Genomic DNA, 25,341 nt, shown 5'->3' on the forward strand with positions numbered 1-25,341 from the left:
GGCATGGGCTCCTAACATAGATGACCGCCATCGCAAAGACGTTCAGCGTTCTGGACCGGATCAGGACTTACCAGTCCCAGATGCCGGCTACGATGGCGAAAATCGCAGCGGTCCTCATTGACGATCCGAAGGCGCCGCTGAACCTCTCGATCACCGATCTGGCCGAGCGGGCAGGGACCTCGGCCGCCAGCGTCACCCGCTTCTGCCGGATGATCGGCTATGGCGGCTATTCGCAGCTGCGCGTCGGGATTGCCGAGGATGTCGGCCGCGGTGGAGCCAAGGCGGCATGGATCGGTGAAATCGGCCGGTCCTTCGGGCCGGATGACTCGCCGGACGAGATCCGCAACGCGCTGCTCAACACCCATGTGCTGAGCCTCCAGACCACGGCGGGGCTGCTCGATATGCCCACCGCGATCCGGGTGGCGCAGGCGATCGTCAAGGCTCGGCAGCTCGACGTCTATGGCGTCGGCGGCAGCGCGCTCACGGCGCTCGAGACCGAGGCGCGGCTCTATCGCATCGGCGTCAATGTCCATACCTGGGCCGAGGTGCATAACGGGCTGACCAGCGCCGCCATACTCGATGACCGGTGCGTTGCCATCGGCATCTCCAATACCGGCCGCACCGACGAAACCATCCAGATGCTGACCGTCGCCAAGGCGTCGGGCGCCCATACCGTGGCGATCACCGGCAACCCGGATTCGCCGCTGGCTCGCCTCGCCCATGACGTGCTGATCGCCGCTTCGCCCGATGGCTACCTGCAGCCGGCGGACCTGTCGGCCCGGCACTGCCAGCTGTTCGTGGTGGATCTGCTTTACCTGTTGATTGCGCAATCGAATTTCGACCGCACGACGCGCTTCCTCGCCGCCTCCGGCGCCGCGGTAGCGCCACGCCGCCGCCCGATGCGGGGTGGCTTGCCTAACACTGCCGCGCGCCGCGCGACGGCCCAGACCTAACGGAACCCATGTGATTATGACCGACCTGACTACGCAGTTTCATACCGAAGTTTCGACCCGCCTCGCCAAGCTCGCGGGCCCGAACCAGGCGATCGACGACACCATCGCGCTGGTGGCCGACGCAGTGGCGGCCGGCGGCGTGGTGCAGGCCTTCGGCACCGGTCACTCGGAAGCTTTCGCCATGGAAATCGCCGGCCGCGCCGGCGGGCTGATCGCCGCCAACCGCATCCCGCTGCGCGCTTTGGTGCTGCGCGGCGGCAAGGACCTGTCGATCCTTGGCGGCGCCGCGCTGGAGCGCGACCCGAACGTCGCGGAAAACCTCCTGTCGCTCTACGAGCTCGACAAGAACGACGTGTTCATCATCGCCTCGAACTCGGGCGTCAACGGCTCGATCGTCGGACTGGCGCTCGCCGCCAAGGCGCGCGGCCACAAGGTGGTGGCGGTGACCAGCTTCGACCACACCAGCAAAGTCACGCCCAAGCATCCGAGCGGCAAGCGTTTGATGGAAGTGGCAGATATCGCCATCGACAACCTGGCGCCCTTCGGCGACAGTACGCTGCAACTGGAGGGTGGCATGGGCGTAGGCGCAGTCTCCTCGCTCACCGCAGCATTCATTGCTCAGCGCATCACCATCGGCGTCGCTGAAGCGCTGCTCAAGCGCGGCAAGACGCCGCCGCTCTACATCTCGGCAAATATCCCCGGGGGCGACGAACACAATCGTGCTCTCGAAGATCTTTACGGCACGCGCATCCGTGGGGAGTCCTGAGGGACTACGGAGGCGTTTGGCGTGGGGCCTAACGACTAAATACTTGGAGAAGGGAAGGAACTAAATGTTCAAAAAGACCATTGACCGCCGCGCATTCCTGCGCGGCACGACGGCCCTCGTGGCAGTCGCGCCGTTTGGCGGCCTGCTCGGCTCGACCAGCGCTTTCGCGCAGGACGCGGCCAATCCGTTTGGTGTCGCCGACGGTTCGACCGTTGACGCCGTCATCTTCAACGGCGGTTACGGCATCGACTATGTCGAGTTCGCCGCCAACCTCGTGCAGAAGAACCACCCGACCGTCACCGTCAAGGTGTCGCCGTCGACCCAGATCGCCCAGGAACTGCAGCCGCGTTTCCTCGGCGGCAACCCGCCGGATCTGATCGACAACTCGGGTGCGCAGGCCATCGGCTTTGCGGCCATCATCGACCAGCTCGAAGACATGAACTCGGTGCTCGACGCGCCGAGCCTCGAAGGCACCAAGATCCGCGACACCCTGGTGGGTGGCGTCGAGAAGCCGGGCACCTTCGGCGACAAGTTCATCGCGCTGAACTACGTGATGACCGTCTACGGTATCTGGTACTCGGCCTCGCTGTTCGAGGCCAATGGCTGGACCCCGCCGACCACTTGGGCGGAAGCCATTGAGCTCGGCAAGGTTGCCAAGGAAAAGGGTCTCTACCTGTTCGGTTGGGGCAAGGAAGCGGCGACCTACTACCGCACCACTGCGGTCGCTTCGGCGATCAAGGCGGGCGGCGACGAAGTGCGTCTGGCCGTCGACAACTTCACCCCGGGCTTCTGGTCGCATCCGGCGTTCCAGGCCGTCTTCACCGCGCTGCATGAGATCATCTCGGGCGGCATGATGAAGCCGGGTGGCGCGGGCACTCAGTTCACCGCTGCTCAGGCGCAGTGGTCGAACGACCAGTCGTTCCTGCTCTATCCGTCGGGCTCGTGGATCGAGAACGAAATGAAGCCGGCCACCAAGGCGGACTTCAAGATGACCGGCATGCCGGAACTGTCGATCGACGCCAACGACAAGCTGCCGAAGACGGCTCTGCACGCCACGGCGGGCGAACCGTTCATCATCCCGGCGGGCGCGCTGAACCTTGCCGGTGGCAAGGAACTGCTCCGCACGATGCTCTCGAAGGAAGCCGCGACGAACTTCGCCAAGACGAAGCTCGCCCCGACCATCGTCAAGGACACCGTGCCGGCCGACGGTTTCGGTTCGACCGCTCTGGTCTCGCAGAGCAAGCTGCTGGCCGACGCCGGCAACGACGTCTTCACCTGGAACTCGTTCGACCTCTACGGCACGAACCAGGACGAACTCGTCGTCTGGAACAGCTTCCTCGATGGCAAGCTTGACGTAGCCGCCTTCACTGCCGCTCTCGAGGCGATCACCAGCGCCGTTTACAACGACGCCTCCGTCACGAAAGTCGAAGTGAAGTAATGGACAGCACGATGGCGAGGGCACCGGCCACGACAACCCGTCGGTGGAAACTACCAAGCCTCGAGGGCTCCAGCTTCGCGCTGGTGTTTTTGGGGCTCCCCCTGGCGATCTACGTGATCTTCGTGATCTCGCCATTCGTGCAAGCCTTTTACTACTCAATGACCGATTGGTCAGGCTTTTCGAAGAAGATGAACTTCGTTGGCCTGGCCAATTATGTCACCCTGTTGACTGATCCGGTCTTCACCAAGGCCGTCTACAACTCCATCGTCCTGGTGGTGGTGCTGCCGCCGCTGGTGATCATCCTCTCGGTGACGCTGGCGACGCTGGTGACCATTGGCGGGGTGACCCGCGGCGAGATCCAGGGGCTCAAGCATTCCGGCATCTACCGGGTGATCTCGTTCTTCCCCTACACCGTGCCGGCGATCGTCATCGGCATCCTGTGGGCGCAGATGTACGACCCCTCGAGCGGCCTGCTGAACGGTATCCTGACCGCCCTGGGGTTCGATTTCTTCAAGTCCTTCGCCTGGCTCGGCGACGAGCGCACCGCCATGGGCGCCTCGATCTTCGTCATCGCCTGGTCGATGGTCGGCTTCTACATGGTGCTGTTCATCGCAGCGATCAAAGGCATCCCGGCCGAGGTCTATGAGGCGGCGCGCGTCGATGGCGCCGGCCGCTTCCGCACGGCGATCTCGATCACCGTGCCGATGATCCGCGACAATATCCGCACCGCTTACGTCTATCTCGGCATCCTGGCGCTCGACGCCTTCGTCTATATGCAGGCGCTCAACCCGAGCGGTGGGCCGGCCAACTCCACCGTGGTGATTTCGCAGCACCTGCTGAATACCGCCTTCAAGAAGGGCAAATTCGGCTACGCGACCTCGATGGGCGCTACGCTGGCGATCATCACGCTGATCTTTGCCGCGCTGGTGTTCTTCGTGTTCTGGTGGACCGGTCGTCCGCCCAAGTCGAAGCCGGCCGCCATTGTCGCGGCGCCCGCCATTCGCGCCGCCGCGATCGCGACGCCCGCGAAGCCGGTGGCGCAGTTCGAGCATCCGGTGGCGAGAAAGACCATCTGGACCGACAAGACCGTCGCCACGATTTCGCACATCGCGCTCATCGCCTGGGTGGTGATCATCTGCGCGCCGCTGCTCTGGGTGCTGATGAGCTCGTTCAAGACGACGCAGCAGATCTTCGCCTCGCCCTTCACGCTGCCCACCAGCTTCAACTTCGACAACTACGTGTCGGCGTGGACCTCGGCGTCGATCGGCACCTATTTCTTCAACACGGTGATCGTTGTCGGCTTCGCGCTGGCCATCGTCATGCTGCTGGGCTCGATGTGCGCCTATTACCTGGCGCGCTATGAGTTCCGGGGCAGCAAGATCATCTACTACCTGATGCTGGCCGGGCTGACCTTCCCGATCTTCCTCGCCGTGGTGCCGCTGTTCCAGACGCTGCGCGGCTTCGGCTTGCTCAACACCTTTCCCGGCCTGATCATCACCTATGTGGCCTTCGCGCTGCCGTTCACGGTGTTCTTCCTCTACGCCTTCTTCCGCACCCTGCCGCAGGAGATCGCCGAGGCGGCGATGATCGACGGCGCCGGCCCGTGGCGCATCTTCTTCACCATCATGCTGCCGATGGCGAAGCCCGGCATCGCCTCGGTGGCGATCTTCAACTTCCTCGGGCTGTGGAACCAGTTCCTGTTGCCGATCGCGCTCAACACCAACACCGCCAATTACGTCCTGAGCCAGGGCATGGCGTCATTCGCCTCGCAGGCGGGCTATGCAGTGAACTTCGGCGCGCTGTTCGCCGCCGTGGTGATCACGGTGCTGCCGGTGCTCGTCACCTACATCATCTTCCAGCGCCAGCTGCAGGGCTCGGTGCAGACGGGGATGTTGAAGTAGGCAGGACTGCATATTCGAAGCGAAGGGGCATCCTCAGGGTGCCCCTTTTGCTTTTGGGGGTGCGCGGCGATGGTGGCCATCTGTTCCTTCTCCCCTCAGGGGAACCGGACGAGGGCGTAGCCCTCGCCGGGAGGTGGCGCGCAGCGCCGGTTGCGGGGTGAAGCGGCGCAACTCGCGCTCGCTGAGAAGCTGAACCCCTCACCCTAGTTCCGCTACGGACCTGACGGTCCTAGCTGCACTACCCTCTCCCCTCAGGGGAGAGGGGCCGATTGCGGGCTCCGGTGGACGGCAGGTAGCACTGGCGGCACCACAACGCCCCTCGCCCCTCTGGGGAGAGGGCCGGGGTGAGGGGCGCCAAGCGCGCGGATGGGGCGGGGCAAACGGCGATAGCAGCTCTTCTGGTGTGCTTGGCTACCCCTCACCCTGACCCTCTCCCCAGAGGGGAGAGGGGACGCGAGGCCGCCACCGGCAGTGAGTGGTCCTACCGCCCACCCATGCCCGCGTTCAGCGCGATCGAGTTGTAGATCAGCTTCTGCAGCAGGATCGCCAGTACGATGCCGGGGAGCATCGAGAGGGCGGCGCCAGCCATGATGTAGTTCCACTGCGTGCCCTGCTGGGTCTGGAAGTGGGTGAGGCCGACCGGCAGGGTGGCGTTTTCCTGGCCGGTCATGACGATCAGCGGCCAGAGGAAGTTGTTCCACTGGGCGATGAAGGTGAAGAGCGACAGGAGCCCGATGGCCGGCATCGACAGCGGCACGATGATGCTGATGAGGATGCGGAGCCGCGAGGCGCCGTCGATCAGCGCCGCTTCCTCGAGCGAGTCGGGGATCGAGAGGAAGAACTGGCGCAACAGGAACGCGCCGAAGGTGCCGAAGGCCACCGGCAGGATGACGCCCTGGAAGGTGTTGACCATGCCCAGGCTGTTGACGATGAGGAACAGCGGGATGATCAGCATGATCGAGGGCACCATGAGCGTGCCGACATAGCCGAGCAGCAGGGTGTCGCGGCCGGGGAATTTCAGCCGGGCGAAGGCATAGCCGGCGAGGCACGAGACCACCACGGTGATCACCGTGACGCTGCCGGCGACGACCATCGAGTTGAGAAAGAAGCGGCCGAAGGGCAGCTCCGACCAGGTCTTGGCGAAATTATCCCATTGGAACTCCTGCGGCAGGATGCGCACCGGGATGGCCAGCACCTCGGCATTCGAGCGCACCGCGTTCGACACCATCCAGAAGAACGGGAACAGGAACAGCAGCGCCACGAGGATCAGCGCGCCGTGGTTGAGGATATCGAGCGCCAGGGTGAGGCGCCGGGACCGGACCTTAGTTGTCATAGTGCACCCACTTGCGCTGCAGCCAGAATTGCAGGGCAGTCAGCGCCATGATCAGCGCGAACATCACCCAGGCGATGGAAGAGGCGTAACCCATCTGGAAATTCTGGAAGCCGCGCTGGTAGATGGCGTAGCCCAGCGTGGCGGTGGCGTTGCCGGGGCCGCCGCGGGTCATCACATAGATCTGGTCGAACACCTGCAGCGAGGTGATGGCGGTCATCACCGTGCCGAAGAACAGGGTGGGCGAGATCAGCGGCAGGCGGATCTTCCAGAAGCGATCCCAGGCGCTGGCGCCATCGATCTTGGCCGCCTCGAGATAGCTCGGCGGCACCATGTCGAGCGCCGCGTTGAACAGCACGGTGTTGTAGCCGACATTGGCCCAGAGCGAGACGATGATCACCGCCTGCATGGCGAGGGTCTGGTCGGTCAACAGGTTCGGCACGCCCAGCGACAGCGACTTCATGATGAAATCGAAGAAGCCGCCCGGCGCGAAGATCAGCATCCAGACGATGGCGACGGCGATTCCGGGTGTAAATGTGGGGAGGAAAAACACCACCCGGAACCACCGTTGCCCTCGCTTGAGGCTGGCGATCCAGGTCGCGAGCCCCACCGAGATGATGATGTTCAGCACCAGATATTCGACGGTGAAGAACAGCGTGTTGCGTAGGACGGTCCAGAACTGCGGGTCGGCGGTGAACAGCCGGATGTAGTTCTGGAAGCCGACAAAGGCGGGTTTGCCGAGCAGCTTCCAGTTGGTGAAGCTCAGCGCCAGGGAGGCGATGATCGGCAGCACCAGGAAGAGCAGTACCCCCAACAGGCTAGGCAGCAGGAAGAAGAAGGCCGTGCGGCCCTCGCGTCGCCCGCTGCGCCTTCGCGGGCGGGCGGCCGGGGCGCTGGTCGCGACCGCGGTATCCTGGATAAGTGTCATGGGCACCTCCTCCCTCGCAGCGCCTGTGACGGCGCCATTGCAGTAGGTAGCCCGGCCGGATTCGGGGCCGGCCGGGCGTCGGGACTTACGGCAGCTGGCTCTGGATATCGGCCAGCACCGCGTCCGTGGTGTTGTCGCCGTTGAGCGCCAGCGGGAGATACTGGGTGAGCAGGTTCTCGAACTCGTTCCAGCTTTCATTGAGGCGGAACGGGGTCGAGTGGTCGAAGGAGTATTGCAGCGTCTCGCGGGCGCCGGCGATATCCTTGGCGGCGACGTCGTACCAGAACTTCTGCTCGGCGAGGCGGCCGGGCAGGGCACGGCCGGCCGAAGCGAGGATCTCCGCCGCCTTGGGACCGGTCAGCACCTTCAGTGCCTTGAACGCCTCATCCTTGTGCTGGCTGGCGGCCGAGATGCCCCAGCCCGAGCCGGCGGTGATGTAGCGGGACGGGCCTTCGTCGCGCGGCAGCGGGGCGACGCCGACCTTGAAGCCGACCGAGGCCTGGGTGGTCAGCAGCGACCAGGGGCCATCGATCACCATGGCGGCGTTGCCGGCGGCAAAGCGCCCGCTGCCGGTCTGGGCGCCGGCGCCCGAGGCAAAGACCGGCGAGGCCTTGGCGACCGCCACGAGGTCGACGAGCTTACCCACCGCGGCGGCATAGCCGGGGTTGGTCAGGTCGAACTGGTTGCCGTCATTGAAATACTCGGCCCCGAGGGCGATCGGCTGGGCGACGAAATCGAAGGCCTGCACGGCGTAGCCGTAATTGTCGCCGCTGGTCAGCTTTTCGGCGGCTGCCTTGAAGTCGTCGAAAGTCCAGTCGGGCTTGGGTTCGGCAATGCCGGCCTCGGCGAACTTGTCGCGGTTATAGAACATCAGCCACGGGCCGACGTCATAGGGCAGGGCGTATTGCACGCCATCCTGCGACAGGCCGCTAATGATCGAGGATTCGAACGCCGACTTGTCGAAATTGTCCGCCGCGATGAACGGATCGAGCGGCTCGAGCACGCCATAGAAGCTCGGCATGCGCATCGACTGCATGGCGACGAGGTCGGCGATCTGGCCGGACGAGGCCAGCACCGGCAGGCGGGTCCAGTAATCGGTCCAGCCGGAGAATTGCGGCGTCACCTTGATGTTGGGGTATTCGGCCGTCACCAGGTCGGCGAGGCTCTGGAACAGCGGGGTATCCTTCTCGTCACCCCACATCTGCCAGGTCAGGTTCACCTGCTCCTGGGCAAAGCTGGCGGTGGACAGGATGGCGGTGCCGGCAAGCGCCAGGGCAGCCAGTTGATGCGTGAACTTCACGATGTGTCTCCTCAATCACAGGTATTCGTTGGGTCTTCGGTAGTTTTTTGGTCGTTGTTCCGGAGTCCTCGGCTCCGGCGTCACCACGGCCGGTCAGGCCGCGATCAGCACCTCCAGATCGGCGATCATGGAAATGAGCTCGGTGCGCTGGCGGTGGAAGGCGTCGGGGTCGCGCCCCGGCTCCAGGATCGCCGCCATGCGGGAGGTGAAATCGGGCGGCAGCAGCGGCAGCTCTGCCGCCATCGGCAGGTTCCAGCCATCGCCCGGGTAATAGGCGCGGTTGAGCGCGAACACGACCTGCAGGATCGCGTTGCTGAGTTTGCCGGTGATGCCGACAAGGAACACCAGGTCGCGCCGGTCGACCTTGCTCTCATAGTGATAGTCGGCAGCCCAGTAGTTCAGGATCTCGCGGTACTGCTTGAGCACCGAGTTACGCAGCGGCTCCGGGTAGCAGGCGAGCTGGTCCTTCCAGCCGGCGAGCCGGCCTTCCGGATCGCTGACGATCTGCTGGCTCGAAAGATCGGTCGGCAGGTGGTAGCCCCAGATGGTCCACTCGAAGCTCTTGGGGATGGCAGTGCCGCCGAGCCAGGCGCCAAGATCGCTCTCGACGCCGGTGTAGCTGCGCATCCAGACCCCATCCATGCGGACGCCCTGCGACTGCCACTCGGCCATGGCCGCCTCGAAGCGGTTCCATTGCCCGGTCTGCTTCAGGTCTTGCCGGTAGGCATGGGCGTAGACGCGGAAGTCGTAGTCCGACTGCCGGTCCGACCGGCCCTTGCCGCGCGACCCGGCGAGCGCAACCGCGCCGGCGCCGTCCTCGGCAAGGTCGGCGATGAGCGGAGCCATCGCCGCGATCAGTTCGGCCTCGGGGGCCATCGCGTCAGCCAATGCTACCGGCAAGATCGTCAATCCCTGAGGATCAGCTCGACCACCGGGGTCACCACATCGGGCTTCAGCACCGGCAGTTCGAGCGTCAGCATGCCGTCGCCGACTGCGACGCCGATGTTGGAATCGACCTCGGCATCGGGGTCGAGCCAGTGGATCTCGCTCGCATCGTGCAGGAACTGGGCATATTTCACCTTGCGCCCCAGCCCCGGGATATGGACGTGGCGGAACGGCCAGGTCTGGAGGTGGAGGTAGAGCCGGTTGCCCTTCTGGGTGAAGCGGGTGCCGGCCGGCGCCTGGTATTCGGACGGCCCGGCGCCATAGATCGCGCGGCCGTTGACATGCAGCCACTCGCCATAGGTTTCGAGCGCGGTGACGGCGCGCTTGTCGAAGGTGCCGCGGGCCGTGGGCCCGACATTCATCAACAGGTTGCCGCCGAGCGCCACGGTATCGATCAGGATGTTGATCAGCTGGCCGGCATCCTTCCAAGTGTTCTCGTCGCGGTGGTAGCCCCACGAACCAGAGAAGGTGTGGCAGACTTCCCAGCGCACCGGCTTGCCGTTGATGGTGGGCGCGACGCGCGGCGTATACTGCTCCGGCGTGGCGAGATCCTTGGGGAAGTTGCCGTCGGTGGGCAGGTCCAGCCGGTCGCCGACGATGATGTTGGGCTGCAGCTCGCGCACCAGCCCGATCAGCTCCTCGGACTGCCAGTCGGCACGGCCCTTGCCGGGCATGCCCTTGTACTCGCGCTTGGGGTAGCTGAAGTCGAACCAGATCACCGAGATCTCGCCGAACCCGGTGAGCAGCTCGCGCACCTGGTTATGCATGTACTCGGCGTACTTTTTGACATCGCGGCTCTTGTTCATCTCCAGCGCATCGGGGTGGTTGCGCAGCGGATGGATGCCGTCGATCGGGAATTCCGGATGGTGCCAGTCGATCAGCGAATAGTAGAAGCCGACCTTCAGCCCTTCGGCGCGGAACGCCTCGACATAGGGCTTCAACAGGTCCTTGCCGTAGGGGGTGTTGGTCGCCTTGTAGTCGGTGAACTTCGAATCCCACAGGCAGAAGCCCTCGTGGTGCTTGGCGGTCAGCACCACATATTTCATCCCGGCCTCGCGCGCCCGGCGCGCCCACTCCTTGGGGTCGTACAGGTCGGGGTCGAAGTTCTCGAAATACTTGGCGTAGGTTTCCGGCGCGATTTCCTCGCGGTGCTGCACCCATTCATGGCGCGCGGCGAGGGCGTAAAGCCCGAAGTGAATGAACATGCCGAAGCGGTCATTGCTGAACCAGGCCTTGCCCGCCGACGAGTCGAGGCCACCGCTGACGGTGAGTGCGCTATCCAATCTATCCTCCTTGGTCCGGTTATCGAACCGGTTCGATTTTTATCCTGATGTCGACTGCGCAATGAGTCAAGGCGGAATCTGGAACAGGGCAGTTCGGTGGATTTCAGTTGCGTGAAGCCCTGCAACTGCTAGGTATTGCAACAGAATTGTCCGCCGAGCGTCTCACCAACCAAGCTCCCACTCCGGATAGAAGCGGTTCGAGAACCAACTGATGGCCACCATTCGTGACGTAGCGAGGCTCGCGGAAGTCTCGGTCTCGACCGTGTCGCTGGCGCTCAGCAATCCGGGCCGGGTGAGCCAGAAAACGCTGGAGCGGATCCGCAGCGCCGTGGCGGCGGTGGGCTATGTCGCCGACCCCTTGGCGCAGAGCCTGGCGCGCGGGCGCTCGAAGATGATCGGGCTGGTCGTCGGCAATGTCGGCAACCCGTTCTTCGGCGATATCCGTCGCGAGCTCGAGAACTACGCGCTCGAGCACGAGCATTTCGTCCTCATCACTGACTCCTCGGGCAAGCCGGGGCGCGAGCAGGCGCTGGTCGAGCACCTGATCGGGCTGAAGATCGCCGGCCTCGCCCTGGCGCCGTCGAGCTTCGGGCCGGACTATGTGCGCTTCGTCGAGAGCATCAAGGTGCCGATGGTCTGCTTCGACCAGAAGGTTGCCGGCATCGAGCGCGATTTCGTCGGCTCGGACAATTACCTCGCCGGCGCCATGCTGACCGAGCACCTGTTGCAGCTCGGGCACCGGCGTATCGCCTTCATCGCTGGGCCACAGCACATGCACACGGCGTCGGAACGCTATCGCGGTTTCGTCGAGACCATGGCCAGCGCCGGGGTTGAGGTGAACCCCAACTATGTGGTCGATGGCCAGTTCACCCGCTCGGCTGGCTATGAGGCGGCGATGCGGCTGCTGATCCAGCCCGAGCGCCCCACCGCCATCCTCGGCGCCAATAACGCAGTGGCGCTGGCGGCGCTGCAGGCGATGCAGGAGCTGGGCTTCAACTGCCCGGGCGACATTTCGCTGTGCATGATCGACGACGTGCAGTGGAGCAACGTCATCACCCCCCGCATCACCATGGTGGTGCAGGATACGCTGAAGCTGGGCGGCATCATCGCAAGGCGGCTGCTGCAGCGGATCACCACGCCGGAGGCGGCGGCGGAGCCACCGCAGGATTTCGTGCTGTCGCCGAAGTTCGTGCCGGGGAATTCTTGTCGGCGGGTTTGAGCACCGGCTGGGCCACTAGCGCCCCCTCGCCCCTCTGGGAAGAGGGCGGCGATGTGGGCCGAAGGCCCGCATCGCGGGGTGAGGGGCGCCAAGCGCGCTGGCTGAACGATGGTCTCCTTCCCTTCTCCCCTCAGGGGAGAAGGTGGCCGAAGGCCGGTTGAGGGGTGAGGCGGTGCCACTCGCGCTCACTCGGCTACCGCGGTGTGCTTGGCGCCCCTCACCCTGACCCTCTCCCCCCGGAGGCGCTATCGCGCCCCGAGGAGGGGCGAGGGGACGTACGTGGCACCGCCGTTGCTACACACCCACCCCCACATTCCGATACGCCGCCGGCGCCACGCCGTGATGCCGCTTGAACGCCCGGCTGAACGCTGCCTCCGAACTGTAGCCCACCTCGGCCGCAATACGTGAAAGCGGCTGTTTGCCCTGCAAGAGCCGCCGTCCGGCGAGCGTCATGCGCCAGGCGGTGAGGTAGCTGAGCGGTGGTTCGCCCACCCGTTCGGCGAAACGGCGCGAGAAGGTGGCGCGGGAGAGGCCGGCGGAGCTGGCCATCTCCTCGACGGTCCAGGGCTCGGCGGGCGTGGCGTGGATGGCCTGGAACACTCGCGCCAGTTGCGGGTCGTTCATCGCCACCAGCCAGCCGGGGGAGTGGCCGGCCTGTTCGGCGGCGCGGCGCAGCACGTAGATCATCAGTCCGGCGGTGAGGCTTTCGATCAGCGTCTCGTTGCCTTCAAAGGTGCATTCGAGTTCGGCGCTGAGCAGCGCCACCAGCCCGGCAATCCCCGGGTCGTCGGCGATCTCGGCGCCGCTCAGATGGATGAAAGGCGGGATGGCGAACACCCCGGTTTGGCGCCGCGCCGTGTCAGCCCTGAGCGTGCCGCAGAAGATCACCGCGTCGGGCTCGCGCCCGCTGAGCTCGAAGCTCCGCCTGGCAAATTCGGCAACGGGCTCGGCGAGGCCGTCCTTCCGGTCGGTGACGTCGTGCGCTTCGCCATTGGCGATGACGACGAGGTCGCCCTGTTCGAGCCGGATGGCCGGCACGCCCGGGCGGCGCAGCCAGCCGCTGCCCTTCTTCACCAGGTGGAAGGCCACGGTGGCGCCGGGGTCGAGACTAAAACCCCAACGCCCCACCACGGCGCTGCGCACCAGTGTGAGCTGGGGTCGGGAGTACATCCGCATCCATTGGTCGAGCACGGTCATGCAGGGACAGATAATGCGAGATGAGACGATCGGCAATGGAATTGCACGACATGAGCATGGATCGGCTCACCGAGGTGACCACATGTGGCTGATAACAACTGGAGCAACGCCCATGTCCTCGACCATTCTCGTCACCGCCGCCAACGGCACCGTCGGCAAACACCTGGTGCCGCGCCTCCTGGCGCTCGGCCATCGCGTCCGCGCCGCCTCGCGCCGCGGCGAGGCCAGCCTCGGCGAAGCCACTCGCCTCGATTTCGAAGCGCCGGAGAGCTTTGCGGGGGCCCTGGCGGGTGTCGACGCGATCTACCTCGTGGTGCCCACCGGCCCGCACCATCCGCTGCATATGCTCGGCCGTTTCGTCGACGCGGCTGCGGCAGCGGGCATCAAGATCGTGCTGCAGTCGGCCATCGGCGTCGATGCCGACGAGGCGATCCCGTTCCGCCAGCTGGAGCGGAAGATCGAAGCGTCGGGCACGCCCTATGTCCTGCTCAGGCCGAACTGGTTCTTCGACAATTTCCACACCTATTGGCTGAAGGATGTGCGCGAGCGCGGCCTGATCCAGCTGCCGGCCGGCGAGACGCGGACCAGCTTCGTCGATGCGCGGGACATTGCCGACGTCGCGGCGGCGGCGCTGACCCGGCCGGATTTCGACGGCGAGGCGCTGACCCTCACCGGGGCCGAGAGCCTCACCTATGCCGATGCGGTTTCGGTGCTTTCGGCAGTGAGCGGCAAGCCGATCCGCTACGAGCCGATCGAGGTCAGCCAGTTCATCGCCTCGGCTGAGCGCAGCGGGCTGACGCGCGAATATGCCGAGCACCTGGCGCCGATCTTTTACCCGGTGACGCAGGGCTGGGTGGCGGCGGACAGCGGCGATGTTTCGCGGGTCACCGGCCGCGCGGCGCGGCGGCTGGTGGATTATGTCGCGGATAATGCGGCGCGGTTTGTGTGACGAGAGCGCTGACGGTGGTGTGAGTGCCTTCTCCCCTTGTGGGAGAAGGTGGCCGAAGGCCGGATGAGGGGTCTCTCTCCGCGCACTCCGGTCGCTCGTCGCTTACGCTCCGATCGCGCTACACTTCGTGCGCGGACCCCTCATCCGCCCTTCGGGCACCTCCGGGCGAGGGCTACGCCCTCGTCCCGCGACCACAAGGGGAGAAGGCCACCCCCCTGCCGCCGGTGAGCATCAAGCCGGCCGGATCAGCGCTTCGCTGCCGATCGGAGTGAAGCCCAAACTGAGGAACGCCCGGAGCGAGCGCGCGTTGCCCGGCGAAACCGCGGCGAACAGCAGTTCGCCTTCGGGGACGAGGCCGACGGCCTCCTTGATCAGCGAGGTGCCGAAGCCGAGATTGTGGGTGCCGGCTTCGACGCTCAGTTCGCGCCGCCCGGCGAGGCCGGCGCCGATGGTGATGAGGCCGCGCTCGTCGCCATAGACCCGGACATCGGAACGGTATTGCCGGGCATACTTCACCCGTGGGTGATCGTCGGCATCGGTGCGGAGCGGCAGGCTCGAAGTGCCGGTGCCGCGGGTATAGAGCATCGCGTCGATGACGCCGATGAAGCCTGCTGGTCCAGCCAGCCAGCGCAGGAAATCCGGCGCCATCGAGGCGCCGAAACCATCGGGGCCCTGGCGCAGCACCTCGTCGGCCGAGCGTGCGGTGGCGACGACGGCGTGGCCGGTGAAGGCGACCGAACATTCCCAGCCGCCGGCCAAAGGCGGCAGCACGGTGACGCCGCCATCGACAGCGGGAAAGCGCCCTTCGGCGGCGTTGGTCAACAGGTCGAGCAGGGGATGGTGCATCGCGTAGGCTGTTCTATCGGGGTCGGAAGTCTGCGATACAGGCGCTCGCCATGAAAGTCACTCCGCCCCTTACCGCCCCGAACGACATCGCCGATTTCATCGCCCTGCGCCGGCGGCTGCATGCCGCGCCGGAGCTGAGCCGCGAGGAATTCGCCACCAGCGCGCTGGTCGCCGAACTGCTCACCGGCTGGGGCTATGAGGTGGCGACCGGCATTGGCGGCGCCGGCGTGGTGGCAACGCTCAGGGCCGGGGCAGGGGAGCGCATAATCGGGCTCCGCGCCGATATGGACGCGCTGCCGATCGCCGAAGCGACCGGCCTCGACTATGCCAGCCAGAAGCCCGGCGTGATGCATGCCTGCGGGCATGACGGGCACACCACCATCCTCCTCGCCGCGGCGAAGCACCTGGCCGAGACGCGCAACTTCTCCGGCACGGTACGGCTGATCTTCCAGCCGGCCGAGGAAGTCGGCGGCGCGGTCGAGATGATCGAGGACGGGCTGTTCGAGCGCTTCCCGGTCGATGCGCTGTTCGGCATGCATAACTGGCCGGGGGTGCCGGAGGGCGAGTTCCGCTTCATCGACGGGCCGGCCATGGCCGCGGTCGACTGGATCATCATCACCATCAAGGGCAAGGGCGGGCACGGCGCCATGCCGCATGAGGCGGTGGACCCGATCGTCGCCGCCTCGTCGCTGGTGCTGGCGCTGCAATCGATCGTCTCGCGCAACATCGACCCACTGGAAACCGCGGTGGTCACCGTCGGGATGATGCATGGCGGCTCGATGCCCAATGTGATCCCCGACAGCGTCGAACTGCAGCTCAACACCCGCGCCTTCACCGAGGCGGTGCGCGACCGGATCCGCGAGCGGATCAAGCTCTTGGCCGAAGCGCAGGCAGCGAGTTTTGGCGCGGTGGCTGAGGTGGTCCACCCGCCGGGCTTTCCGGCGCTGTTCAACCACCATGACCAGACGACGTTCGCCCGGCAGACGGCGATAAAGCACTTCGGCGAGGAGAAGGTCGGGGCGCTGAAGCCGCTGCTGGTGAGCGAGGATTTCGCCTTCATGCTGCAGAAGCAGAAGGGGAGCTATCTGTTCGTCGGCAATGGGGCGAGCGCGGATCTACACAGCCCGCGGTATGATTTCAACGACGCGGTGATTGCGCCGGCGGCGAAGTATTGGGTGGCGCTGGTCGAGGACTATCTGGCGGCGAACGGGTAGGCACTGACGCCGGCAGTCGGCGCAGTAGACCACCGGCGGTGCGGTGATCCTCCCCCGCGTGGCGGGGGAGGGGGACCAGCGAAGCTGGTGGTGGGGGGAGCTAAACCAACCGGCGACTCTTGCCNGCTAAACCAACCGGCGACTCTTGCCGCCCCCTCCACCGCCTTCGGCGGTCCCCCTCCCCCGCCACGCGGGGGAGGATCAAGGAGAGTGCAGCGCTTGATCTAAACCGTCGCCTCCAACCTACCCGCTGCGATAATCCGCTCCAGGAACTTCTGCGTCCGCGGGTTTTCCGGCTTTGAGAACAGCTGGTGCGGGTTGCCTTGTTCGACGATGCGGCCGCCGTCGAGGAAGCAGACGCGGTCGGCGACGTCGCGGGCGAAGCCCATTTCGTGGGTGACGATCACCATGGTCATGCCGCTGGTCTTCAAATCCCGGATGATCTTCAGCACTTCGCCGATCAGCTCGGGGTCGAGCGCCGCCGTCACCTCGTCGAGCAGCAGCACGTCGGGTTCGGTGGCGAGCGAGCGGACGATGGCGACGCGCTGTTGCTGGCCGCCCGAGAGCTGCTCGGGATAGGCCTTGGCATATTGGCCGAGGCCGAACAGTTCGAGCAGTTTCAGCCCGGCCGCCTCGGCCTCGCGGCGATCGCGGCCATGGACGCGGATCGGCGCCAGCGTGATGTTTTCGAGCACGCTCATATGCGGGAAGAGGTTATAGGCCTGAAAGACAATGCCGACGCGCTTGTAGAGCCCGGTGCGGCCAAAGCTCTCGTCGTAGATATCGACGCCGTCGAGCCTGACGGTGCCTTCGTCGAACTCGGTGAGCCCGTTGATGCAGCGGAGCAGCGTCGATTTGCCGGAGCCGGAGGCGCCGATCAGGCACACCACTTCGTGCGGTGCGATCGAGAGATCCACCGCGTCCAGCACCTGGCGTTCGCCATAGAATTTGGTGAGCTGTTCGATCTCGATGCGGTTCATTTGGCACCTTGCAGGCGGCGCTGGCGGTCGCGGCGGGCGAGGTGATCGGTCAGGCGCGCCAGGGGGATGGTGGCGAGCAGGAACAGGATCGCGGCGACGACGAGCGAGGAATAGTTGAAGGTGCGGGCGGTGTAGATCTGCGCCTCGCGCACTGCATCGCGGACGCCGAGCACTGAGAGCAGGGCCACATCCTTCTGCAGCGCGACGACGAGGTTCAGCATGGCCGGTACCACATTGCGCAAGGCCTGCGGCAGGATGGCGTAGCGCAGGGTCTGCCACTGGCTGAGGCCGAGCGCCTTGGCCGCCATGCCCTGGCCCTCATGCACCGCCTCGATGCCGGAGCGATAGACCTCGGTGGCATAGGCCGAATAGCTCAGGATCAGCGCCACCCCGCCCCAGAACAGCCCTTCCTTGGGCAGGCCGGGGAGGTTCAACGCCGGAATGCCGAAGCCGAACAGCAGCACCAACAGCAGCGCCGGCAGGCCGCGGAACAGATCGACATAGACGATGGCGAAGACGCGCAGCGGCGCGAACCACGGGCCGCTCATGGCGCGGAAAATCGCCAGCACCAGCGCCCAGATGCCGATGCAGACGAGGCTGATCAGCCAGATCTGCAAGGAAACGAGGAAGCCGCGGGCAACGCCCGGCGCTGCTTCAATCATGGCGTCGACGGAAAAGAACTGGCTCTGGATGCGTGGCCATTGCTCGGCCGTACCGACGAAGTACGCGATGGCGCCGAACACCAGGACGACGCTGGCCAAACTAATAAGGACCGGCGCGAGCCGGTCCTTGAGAGCGATCTGCCGGCGTCCTTTGCCGGGTCGTCGTGTCATTGCGTGATCTCGGGAATGCTCGGATCGGCGATCAGGTACTTCTTGGCCAGCTCGTCGATGGTGCCCTTGGACTTGAGCGCGGCGAGGCCTTCGTTGATCCACGGCACGATCGGGTTCTCGTAGGCGAAGAGCAGGCCGAGGCCCTCGTCCTTGGGGTCCTTGGGCAGGATCGCGGTGATCTTGGCCTCAGGCACCTGACAGCACGTGGCATAGAGCGCCGTCGGCAGCGCCGCGACGGTGGCGTCGATCTGGCCACCCTGCAGCGCCTGGAACACGCCCGCCTGGTCGTCGAACACGGCGGCATCGGCAATGCCGAGCACGTTGGTCACGTAGTCGAAATCGGTGGTGCCGACGGCAACGCCCCACTTGGCCGCCTTCAGGTCGGCGAAGCTCTTGGCGCCGGCGACGGCCGAGGCCGGGAGCGCGATCACGGCCTTGTCGGACTGGTAGTAGACATCGGAGAAGGTCGCGACCTTGGCGCGATCCGGGGTGACCGAGATCTGCTGGATCGAGAAATCATAGGCCTTCGGGCCGGGTGCGATGGCGCCGTCGAAGGTCACGTCGACCCAGACCACGTCATCTTTCTTGAACCCGAGTTCGGCGGCGAGCGCGTAAACCAGCGCCGCCTCAAAGCCTTCGCCGGCTTCCGGATTGTTGTCGAGCACCCATGGTGGATAGCTCGGCTCGGAGGTCGAGACGGTGAGCTTGCCGGGCGTGAACAGCCGCGGATCGTTGGGAGTCTTTTCCTGCGCCAGCACCGGCGTGACGACCATCGCCATCAGAGCCAGCAGCGCAACAGTCAGAACATTGTGCTTTTGAGCCATCTTCACTCTCGTGTTTTCGCCCGGCGGCAAGCTGAAATGCCCCGTCCACCAAGCCCCGCGGGGGAATTTACCGACAATCCGGCGCGACGCCAGCCATAGAATTGCAGAGATTCGGAATGGCGGGAAAGTTCATTGCAGTTGCAATGAGTTGCGGGGAATGGGGCGGAGCCGCTGATAGTGCAGTGATCCTCCCCCGCCACGCGGGGGAGGATCATGGAGAGGCCGGTGGCCGCTCACCCCACGCTCAGCGCCTCGGTCGGCGCGAGCCGCGCGGCGCGGATCGCCGGGTACAGCCCGGCAATGCCGCCGATCAGCAGCGTTGCGGCCATGCCGCCGGCCGGCACCCACAGGGGGATGTCCACCGGCCAGCCCATGACGTGGGCGTAGCCGATGGTGACCAGCGCGCCGATCAGGACGCCGCTGCCGCCGCCGAGCAGCGCGAGGAGCAGCGCCTCGCCGAAGAACTGCATCCGGATATGGCCGCGTGTCGCGCCCTGTGAGCGGCGGAGGCCGATTTCGGCGCGCCGCTCCAGCACCGAAATCACCATGGTGTTGGCGACGCCGATGCCGCCGACCAGGAGCGCCACAGCGCCGAGCCCGAGCAGCAATCCGGTGAAGGCGACGTCGGCCGCGGCTTCGGCGGCCAGCGCATCGGAGGGGCGGGAGACATCGACCTCGTTGGGCTCCTTGGGGTTGGCGGAGGGGGCGAGGATGCTGCGCACGGCTTCCACTGCGTCGGGGGCGGTGCGGAGGTAGAGCGTGGTGATATCGCCCTCGAAATCGAGGTGGCGCTCGCCGGCGGGCCAGCCGATCAGCGCCGATAGATCGAGCATGGGCACCAGCGAGACCGGTGCGAGGATACCGACCACGGTGAACCAGCGGCCGCCGAGCCACACCTGTTGACCGATCAGCCCGCGGCCGATGCCGAGCCGGGCGGCAGCGCGGGCGCCGAGCACCACGGCGGGGTAGTTGGCGGTGGCTTCGTTGAGCCAGGAGCCGACGGCGACCTCCGCGCTCAGGGTTTCGAGCAGGTTCAGCCTCGCGGCGTAGACGGCAAGGCCGCCCGACTGGCTCACGGGGATGCGGTTGGAGCGATAGATCCGCGCATCGGCCAGGACGCCGATGGCGCTCACCATTTCGACCTCGGCAATACGGCCGAGCATGGCGATGGATTCGGGCGGCATGGTCGCGGCTTCGCCGAACATCGACTTGCCCGGCCCGGCGCTGAGGAGGTTCGTGCCGAGTTCGGAGAGCAGCTGGTTGAGCTGGGCGCGGCTCGAGGTGGAAATGCCGACCACCGCGATCATTGCGGCAATGCCGATGGCGATGCCGAGCGCAGAGAGCACGACACGCAGCGGCCGGGCCGTTAAGCCATAGGCGGCGAGCCGCACCACGTCGATGGCCAGCAGTTTGGCGGGTTGCAGCGTGCTCATCTTATGCTCCGCCTGGTGTCTTCGACCAGTTGCCCGTCGCGCATGGCGGCCTGCCGGTCGAAGCGGGCGGCGAGGTCGCGATCATGGGTGATTACCACCACGGCGGTGCCGGCGCGGTGGAGGCCGAGCAGCAACTGCACCACGCCTTCGCCCGAGGTGCTGTCGAGCGCGCCGGTCGGCTCGTCGGCGAGCAGCAGCAGCGGCCGCCGCGCCAGGGCGCGAGCAATGGCGGTGCGCTGCTTTTCGCCGCCCGACAGCTGATGTGGGCGGTGGTCGAGCCGGTGGGCAAGCCCGACCTCGCACAGCGCCGCTTCGGCGCGCTCGCGCCGTTCGCGCAATCCGGTGCCGGTGTAGAGCAGGCCATCGGCGACATTGTCGAGCGCCGAGACGCCGGGCGACAGGTGGAAATGCTGGAACACGAAGCCGATGTGGCGGGCCCGCAGCGCCGAGAGCTGGCTGTCCTTGAGGTTCTCGACCGCCAGCCCGTCGATTTCGACAGTGCCGGCGCTGGCGCGATCGAGCGTACCGATGATGTTGAGCATGGTGGATTTGCCCGAGCCGGAGGGGCCGACGATGGCGACGAGCTCGCCGCGCCCGATCTCGAGGCTGACATCGCGCAGCGCCAGCACGCCGCCGGCAAAGCCGCGCGACACGTTCCTCAGGGAAACGATGGTTGCCGTCATCCGGGCACGCTGACCCGCTCGCCCTCTGCAATGCCGTCGCCGCTGACCTCGACCCGCCCGGCGGCGAACAGGCCGGTATCGACGGGCACCAGCTTGGTGCCGCCAGCATCGACGAGCTCGACGGCAAAGCCGCCTTCCGGCCGGGCCAGCAGCGCGGCGATCGGCACCGAGAGCACGTCATTGCGGCGCTCGCTGACGAAATCCACGTCGACCGAGGCGACTTCCAGCCCGTCGAGGGCGGCCTGGTCGGCGATCCCCACGGTCACCTCGATATTGCCGTCGGTCACCACCGAGCCGACCTCGGAGATCGTGCCGGCCACCTTGCGATCATCAGGCAGGGTGACGGTGACGGGGCGGCCGACCGCGGCAAGCGCCTGGTCGGCGACGGCGAGCGGCACGGTCACCAGCTTGGTGATGTCGGAATAATCGAGGATCGAGCTGCGGTCGGCTGAGGCGGCGAGCAGGGTTTCGCCGACACTGGCATCGTGCGCGGCGACATGCACCGGCCCCTCTGCAATCACCACCTGGCCGAGACTGACAATGCCGGTGACGGCGAGGCCGGAGACGCGTTGCCAGCTGCGCACCTGTTGGCCGAGCGGGCCGGCATAGCCGAGGGCGGCGAGATTGTCGGCCAGTTGCGCGACATCGGCAGTGTCGTCGGCCCGGGCGACGAGCGCCGCGTGGGTATCGCGCAGCGCGTCGCGTTTCACTGTGGCATCGGCAATGGCGACGCGGGCTGCGACGGCATCGAGTTTTGCCGCGGCGAGGTCCTTATCGAGGGTGCGGATGGCGGCGGCCGCGGCGGCGCGGGCCTTGGCGAGCTCGGCTTCGGCGGCCGCGATTTCGGCGCTGGGCGCCAGTTCGGCGGCCGAGAGTTCGGTGACCCGCGCCAGCTTCGCCGCAGCGACCGCGACGGCGCCGCTTAGTTCAATGAACTCGGGGAGGGCAGGGGCGCTGGCGCTGGCGTCGGCGAGCCGGGCGGCGAGATCGGTGCTGCGTGCTTCGGCATCGGCGAGGCGCTGGGTTTCGAGCGCCACCGTCAGGTCGGCGGCGGCCACGGCGGCTTCGCTCTGTTCGAGCTCGACCCAGACGGGAACGTCCGTATCGGCATCGAAGCGGAGTGTGCGGTGTTGCGGCACGGTGCCGTAGAACAGGATGGCCGGCTGGCCATCGAGCCCGTAGAGCGCTTCGCCACGCTCGATGGTGGCGCCCACCGGCGCCAGCGCGGTGACCATTGCCGAGGCGCCGGCGAGGCTCGGGCGCAAGGCCGTGAGCTCGCTATAGCCGAGCGTGCCGGTGACGGTCTTACTGTCGACCAGCTCGCCCCGGGTGATCTCGGCCGTCGCGATGGGGGCGGCGCTCGGTGCAGCCGATGGAGGCGCCGGCTGCAGCAGCACAAAGCCCGCGATCGCGACGGCCCCGGCGGCAATAGCAAGCGCGCCGCCGGAGAGCATGGTGCGGAGGTGGATCATCCGCCGATCATGATCCGGGCGCCACCGCTCAGCTCGCGGCAGGCATCCATGGCGGCACGGAGCTTTGGATCATCCGGTCCGGCGCCGATCTTGCCGGCATCGAAGCCGCCATCGGGGCTCGGATCGGGGAAGTTCGGCAGCCCGTGCTCGCGCACGCATTGCGCCAGCTTCAGCAGGCCCTCGAGTTGCTCAGGGGTGACGCCTTCGCCGCGCATCCCCTCGGGGGCGAGATCGTGGCAGGCGGCCGAGGCTTTTTCGAAACGGGCGGCGCTGCCAGGGGTGATGAGAAAGCGCATGCCCTCGCCCGGCGTCGGATCGGGAAACTCGGCATAGCCGTTGTCGCGCATGCACTGGGCATAGGCGAGGGCGGCATCGTCGTTGTCGGCGGGGGCCTGGGCGAAGGAGGGTAGCGGGGCGACCAGCAGCAGGGCGGCGGTGAGGAGGGGGAGGAAAGTCTGGGTGAGCATCGTCATGTCTCCGTCGTTTGCACTTGGGAGCGACGGGATACGAGATGCGGTATTAGGCGGGTGTTAGGTGAGTACAGAGCTGGCCAAGGACTCGATGCCCACCTCCCCCTGGACGGGGGAGGCAAGCGGAGCTTGGGAGCGAAGCGACCTAGCGGAGCTCGGAGGGGGTGTGGGAAGGCACGGTGCTTGGCGGCTTCAGCGAGCATCGAGCGCGTGGCACACCCCACCCCATCCCTCCCCGTCAAGGGGAGGGTGTTCGGCCGGTGTTTGTGGCCCCCCACCTACCAGCCTTTCGGCTGGTCCCCCCTCCCCCGCAAGCGGGAGAGGGTGCGCTGACTGCACGTTCAGTCAGCGGCCGAAGCCGCCGGAAACCGCACCCGTACCACCAGCCCACCGCCCTCGCGTGGGGTGGCTTCAACCTCGCCGCCATGGGTGTGGGCGACGGAGCGGACGATGGAGAGGCCGAGGCCGGCGCCGCGGGTGATGGGGCCGCGGGTGGCGCCGGCGAGGCGTTCGGTGGCGGCGAGGCGGCGGAACGGTTCGAACAGGCTGGGGATCTCGTAGGCCGGTACGAGGGGGCCGGTGTTTTCGACCACCAGTTCGACGCCGTTGCCGCTCAGCGCAGTGTGGACGCTCACCCAGCCGTTCTCAGCAACATTGTACTGGATGGCGTTCTCGATGAGGTTCTGGATCAGCCGCTCGAGCAGGAAGGCGTCGCCCATCACGGTGCCGGGGACGAAGGCGGCGCCGAGCCGCACGCCGGCCCGTTCGGCGATCGGGGTGAGCTCAGTGACGATGTGTCCGGCGATTTCGCCCAGTTCGACGGTATGGAACTCGGCGGCGCGCTGCTCGCCGCTGGCGAGGGTCAAAAGCCCATCGGTCAGCTTCTCGTGGCGCTGGTTGACGGCGAGGAGCGTGGTGCCAAGCTGGCGCAGCTTGTCGTCGGGGCCGGCTTCGAGCAGCGCCACCTCGATCAGCGTGCGGGTGATGGTGAGCGGGGTGCGCAGCTCATGGCTGGCATTGGCGACGAAGCGGCGCTGGCTGTCGAAGGAGCGGTCGAGCCGCTCCAGCATGGCGTCGAGCGTATCGGCGAGATCCTTGATCTCATCCCTGGGGCCATCAAGCGCGATGCGTTCATGGAGGCTCCGGTCGGCGACGCGGCGGGCCGTGGCGGTGATGTCGCGTAAGGGTTGCAGCGCCTGGCCGGCCACCAGCCAGCCGATCACCCCGGCAATGATGGTGAGGATGCCGACGAGGATGAACGACACCATCAGCATGGTGTCGAGCGTGTTGACCCGCGCCTGTCGCACCATGACGCTGATGCGCCCGGCCTCGTCCATCAGCTCGCGCGGCGGCAGCTCGCCCGGGGCGCCCAACTGGCCTTGGGCCATCGGCGCGTCGTCGGTCACCAGGCGGATGCTGAACTGCCGGTCGAGCACGACGCCGAGATAGAGGTAGATGGCGACAATCAGCGCCACGCCGGCAACGAAGAAGGCGCCGGCATAGAGGAGGCTCAGCCTTGTGCGGATGGTCCAGGGGAAGCCGAAAATCTTCATTTGAGCCGGTACCCCACGCCCTGCACGGTTTCGATCAGCTGCGGCTCGCCGAGCTTTCGGCGCACGTTCATCACGGTGAAGCGCACCACGCCGGAGAACGGATCGATCTGTTCGTCCCAGGCTTTTTCGAGCAACTGCTCGGCCGAGACGACGCCGCCATCGGCGCGCAGCAGTTCCTCGAGAACGGCGAATTCCTTCTTCGACAGATCGATCGGTTTATCACCTCGAAGCACAATGCGGCGGTGGGGATCGAGCCGGAGGCCGGAGCGTTCGAGCACCGGCGGGATGGCCGGCCGGGCGCGGCGGGCCAGGGCCTGGACGCGGGCCACCAGCTCGGCGAAGGCAAAGGGCTTGGTCAGGTAGTCGTCGGCGCCGAGCCCGAGCCCGGCAACGCGCTGCGCCACGGCAGTGGCAGCGGTGAGCATCAGGATGCGGGTCGGGGACTGGGTCTCGACCAGCACGGCGCAGACCTCGTCGCCCGAGACGAGCGGGATATCGCGATCGAGCACCAGCACGTCGTAATCGTTGACCAGCGCCCGATCGAGCCCGGCTGCCCCGTCATAGGCCACATCCACCGCCATGGCATGGAGCCGCAGGCCCTCGGCGATCGAATCCGCCAGCTGCCGTTCGTCTTCGACCACTAAAACGCGCACCCGCTTACCCTCCAGCAAACCATGCTAAAGCTTTCACCGAACGGGTGAAACGCCAGAGCTCGCCGCTCTCGCTCTAGGCGACGCGGTGTTAGGGCGGCGTTAGGAAGCGACGGCTGGCGCCATAGCGGGTGGGGGCGTTGCGGAGACGATCGGGCCGTGCCACGCTCGCGC

The 25,341-nt window shown here is 66.3% G+C and carries 23 protein-coding genes; 7 read left to right on the forward strand and 16 right to left on the reverse strand.

The features are described 5' to 3' along the window. Positions 1–20 precede the first annotated feature (20 nt). The 4 genes from ASC89_RS27565 to ASC89_RS28870 all read left to right on the forward strand — a co-directional run bounded on the left by ASC89_RS27565 (position 21) and on the right by ASC89_RS28870 (position 5,058). Positions 21–953, forward strand: coding sequence for a MurR/RpiR family transcriptional regulator (locus ASC89_RS27565; protein WP_056004227.1), 933 nt, complete (start codon positions 21–23; stop codon positions 951–953). Between the two features lie 16 nt (positions 954–969). Continuing rightward, positions 970–1,719 (forward strand): sugar isomerase domain-containing protein, encoded by a 750-nt coding sequence (locus tag ASC89_RS27570; protein ID WP_055883447.1) that lies wholly within the window; start codon positions 970–972, stop codon positions 1,717–1,719. A 64-nt stretch (positions 1,720–1,783) separates the two neighbouring features. Next, complete coding sequence (gene ngcE / locus ASC89_RS27575; protein WP_055883445.1) at positions 1,784–3,157, forward strand: N-acetylglucosamine/diacetylchitobiose ABC transporter substrate-binding protein; 1,374 nt, start codon at positions 1,784–1,786, stop codon at positions 3,155–3,157. A gap of 11 nt (positions 3,158–3,168) precedes the next feature. Then, positions 3,169–5,058, forward strand: coding sequence for an ABC transporter permease subunit (locus ASC89_RS28870; protein ID WP_200940494.1), 1,890 nt, complete (start codon positions 3,169–3,171; stop codon positions 5,056–5,058). Positions 5,059–5,539: 481 nt separating this feature from the next. Here ASC89_RS28870 and ASC89_RS27590 read toward each other — a convergent pair whose 3' ends face one another. From ASC89_RS27590 to ASC89_RS27610, 5 genes are all read right to left on the reverse strand, one after another. Then, entirely contained in the window at positions 5,540–6,391 is an 852-nt protein-coding gene (locus tag ASC89_RS27590; RefSeq protein ID WP_055883442.1) for a carbohydrate ABC transporter permease, read from the reverse strand. Then, positions 6,381–7,307 (reverse strand): carbohydrate ABC transporter permease, encoded by a 927-nt coding sequence (locus ASC89_RS27595; RefSeq protein WP_407065088.1) that lies wholly within the window; start codon positions 7,305–7,307, stop codon positions 6,381–6,383. The genes ASC89_RS27590 and ASC89_RS27595 overlap by 11 nt, the downstream gene beginning before the upstream one ends. A 94-nt stretch (positions 7,308–7,401) precedes the next feature. After that, a complete protein-coding gene (locus tag ASC89_RS27600; protein ID WP_244488578.1) occupies positions 7,402–8,616 on the reverse strand; it encodes a sugar ABC transporter substrate-binding protein in 1,215 nt (404 codons plus the stop codon). Between the two features lie 93 nt (positions 8,617–8,709). Beyond that, on the reverse strand, positions 8,710–9,516 hold the full coding sequence (locus ASC89_RS27605) for a DUF4037 domain-containing protein (protein ID WP_244488579.1): 807 nt from the start codon (positions 9,514–9,516) through the stop codon (positions 8,710–8,712). 5 nt (positions 9,517–9,521) lie between these two features. Beyond that, a complete protein-coding gene (locus ASC89_RS27610) occupies positions 9,522–10,844 on the reverse strand; it encodes an alpha-L-fucosidase (RefSeq protein WP_056004238.1) in 1,323 nt (440 codons plus the stop codon). A gap of 211 nt (positions 10,845–11,055) precedes the next feature. Between ASC89_RS27610 and ASC89_RS27615 the strand changes: the two genes are divergently transcribed. Beyond that, positions 11,056–12,063 (forward strand): LacI family DNA-binding transcriptional regulator, encoded by a 1,008-nt coding sequence (locus tag ASC89_RS27615; RefSeq protein ID WP_056004241.1) that lies wholly within the window; start codon positions 11,056–11,058, stop codon positions 12,061–12,063. A 294-nt stretch (positions 12,064–12,357) separates the two neighbouring features. Here the strand turns inward: ASC89_RS27615 and ASC89_RS27620 are convergent, their stop codons facing one another. Further along, positions 12,358–13,260 carry an AraC family transcriptional regulator gene (locus ASC89_RS27620; RefSeq protein ID WP_056004244.1) on the reverse strand — a complete coding sequence of 301 codons (903 nt, stop codon included), beginning with the start codon at positions 13,258–13,260 and terminating at the stop codon, positions 12,358–12,360. A 112-nt stretch (positions 13,261–13,372) separates the two neighbouring features. Here ASC89_RS27620 and ASC89_RS27625 point away from each other — a divergent pair, with 112 nt between their 5' ends. After that, positions 13,373–14,209, forward strand: coding sequence for an SDR family oxidoreductase (locus tag ASC89_RS27625; RefSeq protein ID WP_056004246.1), 837 nt, complete (start codon positions 13,373–13,375; stop codon positions 14,207–14,209). 231 nt (positions 14,210–14,440) lie between these two features. Here ASC89_RS27625 and ASC89_RS27630 read toward each other — a convergent pair whose 3' ends face one another. Continuing rightward, positions 14,441–15,055: a hypothetical protein gene (locus ASC89_RS27630; RefSeq protein WP_056004249.1), complete on the reverse strand. Its 615-nt coding sequence runs from the start codon at positions 15,053–15,055 to the stop codon at positions 14,441–14,443. 50 nt (positions 15,056–15,105) lie between these two features. Between ASC89_RS27630 and ASC89_RS27635 the strand changes: the two genes are divergently transcribed. Beyond that, on the forward strand, positions 15,106–16,269 hold the full coding sequence (locus ASC89_RS27635) for a M20 aminoacylase family protein (protein WP_056004252.1): 1,164 nt from the start codon (positions 15,106–15,108) through the stop codon (positions 16,267–16,269). Between the two features lie 224 nt (positions 16,270–16,493). On the opposite strand, the gene ASC89_RS27640 is transcribed toward ASC89_RS27635, so the two are convergent. The 9 genes from ASC89_RS27640 to ASC89_RS27680 form a co-directional block, all read right to left on the reverse strand. Next, entirely contained in the window at positions 16,494–17,249 is a 756-nt protein-coding gene (locus tag ASC89_RS27640; RefSeq protein WP_056004255.1) for an amino acid ABC transporter ATP-binding protein, read from the reverse strand. Beyond that, positions 17,246–18,082 carry an amino acid ABC transporter permease gene (locus ASC89_RS27645; RefSeq protein ID WP_056004257.1) on the reverse strand — a complete coding sequence of 279 codons (837 nt, stop codon included), beginning with the start codon at positions 18,080–18,082 and terminating at the stop codon, positions 17,246–17,248. The genes ASC89_RS27640 and ASC89_RS27645 overlap by 4 nt, the downstream gene beginning before the upstream one ends. Beyond that, the gene (locus tag ASC89_RS27650) at positions 18,079–18,906 is read right to left on the reverse strand and encodes an ABC transporter substrate-binding protein (RefSeq protein WP_056004260.1); all 828 of its coding nucleotides are present in this window, start codon (positions 18,904–18,906) and stop codon (positions 18,079–18,081) included. Before ASC89_RS27650 ends, ASC89_RS27645 begins: the two co-directional genes overlap by 4 nt. Positions 18,907–19,139: 233 nt before the next feature. Continuing rightward, entirely contained in the window at positions 19,140–20,339 is a 1,200-nt protein-coding gene (locus tag ASC89_RS27655) for an ABC transporter permease (protein WP_056004263.1), read from the reverse strand. Continuing rightward, on the reverse strand, positions 20,336–21,022 hold the full coding sequence (locus ASC89_RS27660) for an ABC transporter ATP-binding protein (protein ID WP_056004266.1): 687 nt from the start codon (positions 21,020–21,022) through the stop codon (positions 20,336–20,338). The genes ASC89_RS27655 and ASC89_RS27660 overlap by 4 nt, the downstream gene beginning before the upstream one ends. Continuing rightward, a complete protein-coding gene (locus ASC89_RS27665; protein WP_056004269.1) occupies positions 21,019–22,494 on the reverse strand; it encodes an efflux RND transporter periplasmic adaptor subunit in 1,476 nt (491 codons plus the stop codon). The genes ASC89_RS27660 and ASC89_RS27665 overlap by 4 nt, the downstream gene beginning before the upstream one ends. After that, positions 22,491–22,961, reverse strand: a complete 471-nt coding sequence (locus ASC89_RS27670) for a hypothetical protein (protein ID WP_056004272.1) — start codon at positions 22,959–22,961, stop codon at positions 22,491–22,493. The genes ASC89_RS27665 and ASC89_RS27670 overlap by 4 nt, the downstream gene beginning before the upstream one ends. Before the next feature lie 344 nt (positions 22,962–23,305). Further along, entirely contained in the window at positions 23,306–24,517 is a 1,212-nt protein-coding gene (locus ASC89_RS27675) for a HAMP domain-containing sensor histidine kinase (protein WP_056004273.1), read from the reverse strand. Further along, complete coding sequence (locus tag ASC89_RS27680; RefSeq protein WP_056004276.1) at positions 24,514–25,170, reverse strand: response regulator transcription factor; 657 nt, start codon at positions 25,168–25,170, stop codon at positions 24,514–24,516. The genes ASC89_RS27675 and ASC89_RS27680 overlap by 4 nt, the downstream gene beginning before the upstream one ends. Positions 25,171–25,341 lie beyond the last annotated feature (171 nt).

The sequence above is a fragment of the Devosia sp. Root413D1 genome, from assembly GCF_001425235.1.
Classification (GTDB): Bacteria; Pseudomonadota; Alphaproteobacteria; order Rhizobiales; family Devosiaceae; genus Devosia_A.

Excerpts from the sequence above, each read along its gene's own strand:
- ASC89_RS27565 (WP_056004227.1), top strand. The coding sequence starts at position 21 with ATGACCGCCATCGCAAAGACGTTCAGCGTTCTGGACCGGATCAGGACT.
- ASC89_RS27570 (WP_055883447.1), top strand. The coding sequence starts at position 970 with ATGACCGACCTGACTACGCAGTTTCATACCGAAGTTTCGACCCGCCTC.
- ngcE (WP_055883445.1), top strand. The coding sequence starts at position 1,784 with ATGTTCAAAAAGACCATTGACCGCCGCGCATTCCTGCGCGGCACGACG.
- ASC89_RS28870 (WP_200940494.1), top strand. The coding sequence starts at position 3,169 with ATGGCGAGGGCACCGGCCACGACAACCCGTCGGTGGAAACTACCAAGC.
- ASC89_RS27590 (WP_055883442.1), bottom strand. The coding sequence starts at position 6,391 with ATGACAACTAAGGTCCGGTCCCGGCGCCTCACCCTGGCGCTCGATATC.
- ASC89_RS27615 (WP_056004241.1), top strand. The coding sequence starts at position 11,056 with ATGGCCACCATTCGTGACGTAGCGAGGCTCGCGGAAGTCTCGGTCTCG.
- ASC89_RS27620 (WP_056004244.1), bottom strand. The coding sequence starts at position 13,260 with ATGACCGTGCTCGACCAATGGATGCGGATGTACTCCCGACCCCAGCTC.
- ASC89_RS27625 (WP_056004246.1), top strand. The coding sequence starts at position 13,373 with ATGTCCTCGACCATTCTCGTCACCGCCGCCAACGGCACCGTCGGCAAA.
- ASC89_RS27630 (WP_056004249.1), bottom strand. The coding sequence starts at position 15,055 with ATGCACCATCCCCTGCTCGACCTGTTGACCAACGCCGCCGAAGGGCGC.
- ASC89_RS27635 (WP_056004252.1), top strand. The coding sequence starts at position 15,106 with ATGAAAGTCACTCCGCCCCTTACCGCCCCGAACGACATCGCCGATTTC.
- ASC89_RS27640 (WP_056004255.1), bottom strand. The coding sequence starts at position 17,249 with ATGAACCGCATCGAGATCGAACAGCTCACCAAATTCTATGGCGAACGC.
- ASC89_RS27645 (WP_056004257.1), bottom strand. The coding sequence starts at position 18,082 with ATGACACGACGACCCGGCAAAGGACGCCGGCAGATCGCTCTCAAGGAC.
- ASC89_RS27650 (WP_056004260.1), bottom strand. The coding sequence starts at position 18,906 with ATGGCTCAAAAGCACAATGTTCTGACTGTTGCGCTGCTGGCTCTGATG.
- ASC89_RS27655 (WP_056004263.1), bottom strand. The coding sequence starts at position 20,339 with ATGAGCACGCTGCAACCCGCCAAACTGCTGGCCATCGACGTGGTGCGG.
- ASC89_RS27660 (WP_056004266.1), bottom strand. The coding sequence starts at position 21,022 with ATGACGGCAACCATCGTTTCCCTGAGGAACGTGTCGCGCGGCTTTGCC.
- ASC89_RS27665 (WP_056004269.1), bottom strand. The coding sequence starts at position 22,494 with ATGATCCACCTCCGCACCATGCTCTCCGGCGGCGCGCTTGCTATTGCC.
- ASC89_RS27670 (WP_056004272.1), bottom strand. The coding sequence starts at position 22,961 with ATGCTCACCCAGACTTTCCTCCCCCTCCTCACCGCCGCCCTGCTGCTG.
- ASC89_RS27675 (WP_056004273.1), bottom strand. The coding sequence starts at position 24,517 with ATGAAGATTTTCGGCTTCCCCTGGACCATCCGCACAAGGCTGAGCCTC.